Consider the following 3,217-nt stretch of genomic DNA (forward strand, 5'->3'; position numbering starts at 1 on the left):
AAACCTGTATCTCAAACCCTGATGGTGGTTCCATTGGTGAAGTGGCTGAAGCCGGATTTACTTATTCATGGATTTCTTCTCCAGTTGGATTTACTTCAACTGCAGCAAATCCAACGGTTAATCCAAGTGTGACAACTACTTATACCGTAACTAAAACGCATACCGCTTCAGGTTGTAGCGATACCGATGAGGTGACTGTAACGGTGAATAATACACTGCCAAATGCAGTTGCAGGGAATGATGTTCAGATATTATGCAGTGAAACTACTGTACTATTATCAGGATCTTCAAGTACTGAAAATGTAACATTCTCTTGGGTTGCTAGTAATGGTGGAAACATTGTTTCCGGTGCTACAACAGCTACGCCAACAGTAAATGCAGCCGGTACATACACCTTAACCGTTACTGATCCAGTAAATGGATGTACCGCTTCTGATGTGGTTCAGGTTACTAATCAAGCTTGTGAGGGATGTACTTTAGGATATTGGAAAAACCATACTAATAGATGGTGTTCAAGCTATACTCCTTCAATGTTGTTTGGAGATGTGTTTGAAGATGCACCGTCGAAACTTGCTGATTTAACTTTATTGAAAGCGCTGAATTTAGGTGGTGGAGGTATTTTTAATTTAGCTCGTCAAGGAGTAGCCGCTTTATTGAATACTTGTAGTGATGAAGTTGATTATCCTGCGCCTTATTCTAACAATCCTCAATCGGTGATAGATGCCGTTAATGATGCTTATTCAGCCGGAGGAAATGCACCAGGCACATTAGCAACTCAATTGGATATTCTTAATAATTCAGGATGTCCATTAGGAGGAACTCCTGCTACAAAAGAAGGAGAAGGCTTGGGTGATAAAGCAAGTTTTGATGCGTATCCGGTTCCTTTCAAAGACCAACTTACTATTAGATATAATTTTGATTATGTATCTGATGTAAAAATCGATGTGATTAATTCACAAGGTGTTTCAGTACTTTCAAAAATGGATAGTAATAGTTATTTGAACAAAGAAGTTACACTAAGTCTTAATTCTCATGTAGATAGATCAGAAGTGTATGTTGTAAAAGTAACTACCAACAGAGGAAGTAGTGTGAAAAAAGTAATTTCTTCAAAATAGGTTGTTAATAATCATCTAGTCCAAAAAATAAAACGGATTAGAGTATAAAATTAAACCTCGAAAGTTTTTGCTTTCGAGGTTTATTTATCCTTTTTATAATTGTTTAAAGTTGTTTTATAAAGCCCCTTTTTGGTCGATAAAAGGATTTAGTTTCCTATACTAAAAATATCCTTTTGATGATGGCGTACTTCATAAACTTTTATGAAGGTTGGTTTGTATCTTATTAATTTTTAATGCCCCGGTTTGTAACTTCCTTTTTTTTCTAATTTATGGTATTAAAATTACACTATATGAAACAGGACTTTTCAATTTTTCGAAAACCCAACATCTACATGCGCTTTCTTATTAATACTATGGTCTTAAAACCATATTATCATGAAAAAAATTATTTCTTATACGATACAAAGTGTGCAAGACTATTGCCGCACTTTTTCCTGTTGCTTCAAGACAGGCTTCTCGAGTCTTAATATTATGACTCCTCTTAATCGACTGTCAAGGCTATGGCTCCGTTGTTGGCGCCAGTCGCTTGCTATGCCCCTTATGTTTGGGGTAATCCTGATGGCGGGGTATACGGCAAATGCGCAGAAAACTGAACCTGGTAAAAATATACGAGGTATAATACCTATAAAAACGCCCTTAAAAGGGAATGGGACTGCCGGGCATGGAATTGACGGGGATGCCTTCGCACATAAAACTGCTGGGTACGAAAATGTAGGTGACTTGTTTGACGCTGAACATCCTACTAAAACTGGTCATGGTTTACTTCATCCATTTATCCCTGAAGTCTTTTATAGACCCACCCTTCCTGGAGAATCTCCCAAACCGCAAATTCCTGTAACCATTCAGTTGGCGGATGGTGTTGAAAAAACAGATAAAACTATTTTCGCAACAGACGCTAAAATAAATATGAATCCAAATGACTATTTATGGAAAGCAGGAGCTCCTCCTTCTAAAAATGAAATCCAAAATTGTGGCGTTCATTTTGAGTATGGCGATTCGAGTATTTTAGGTGGTGATCCAAATGGTCCGTCAACTGGTAGATTTCTAGGAGTCGATACTGATTTGTGGTGCCTATTTGCTGGGGACCGCCAGTTTAACGACGGTAGCAGTTACTTAGATTTCGAATTTCTACAGGCATCCTTAACAATGGAAGGTGCCATCGAAGGCGACCCAAATCTTGTGACTGGTGTTAGACCAATCACTGGGGGAAGTGGTAAGTTTGCTTCTGAAGGACCCCATGGTGGTCGTACAATGGGTGACTTGTTGGTCACCATTGAGTTCACCATTGGAGGCGAATTTGCCAACATTATTATCAATAAATGGTCATTTATAAAGAATGATAGTAAAGGTAAACCAATTTATGAATATGTACTTCAAGATAATGAAGATCCACTTTTAAAGAATGCTATCTTTTGTACTAATAACACAGAATTAACCCATGTGCCCTTCAATGCATTCGACAGATTTGACCCCGTAGCACAATTGTACTACTATGAAGAAAATCAATGGGCCGAGGGTGCCATTAATCTGACAAAATTGTTTGATTTGAACAACAAACCCTGTTTTGTTCTCAGCACTGTGTTTATTAGAACAAGAACTTCGGGATCTTCAGGATCTTCCCAATTAAAGGATTTTCCGGGAAAACCCATTCAGTTGAATTTGGACTTGCGTAAACTGAAAATTGTATGCGCAACTGATCCTAAATTACCAGAATGCAGCACATCTGCGGCAATAGAAGCAGCTTATAATACTTGGGTAGCTGGTTTCACAAATTCAGGTGGAGCAGCTCCAGTAGGAACTAACATAGGAGATATTCCGAAATTGACCGATTTACCAGCTTGCGGAGGACAGTTGAGTTTCACCTATGAGGTAACTGATCTTTGTCATGAGGATCCTTTAACGTGTACCAGTACTTTTACTCTTGATAAAGACCTGACCAAACCAGTGATTACCCCGCCTACTGATTATTCATTGACAGGATGTAATACGGATTGGCCAACAACTGTTAGTGCTACTTGGACAGACAATTGTGGCATTGGAGGTCTTAAGTTAGGAAATGTGGCAGGAGTTGCCGGTGCTGTACAAACTAGTACAGATGGCTG

At 38.7% G+C, this 3,217-nt stretch carries 2 protein-coding genes; both read left to right on the forward strand.

The window, feature by feature from the left end; all coding sequences use genetic code 11:
• The coding region (locus tag E0I26_RS16315) for a T9SS type A sorting domain-containing protein (protein ID WP_131917505.1) at window positions 1–1,115 on the forward strand (1,115 nt) is incomplete at its 5' end.
• Between the two features lie 540 nt (window positions 1,116–1,655).
• On the forward strand, window positions 1,656–3,217 hold a 1,562-nt coding region (locus E0I26_RS16320; protein WP_131917506.1), incomplete at its 3' end, for a hypothetical protein.

This window comes from Flavobacterium rhamnosiphilum, assembly GCF_004349195.1.
In the GTDB taxonomy this organism is placed as follows: Bacteria; Bacteroidota; Bacteroidia; order Flavobacteriales; family Flavobacteriaceae; genus Flavobacterium; species Flavobacterium rhamnosiphilum.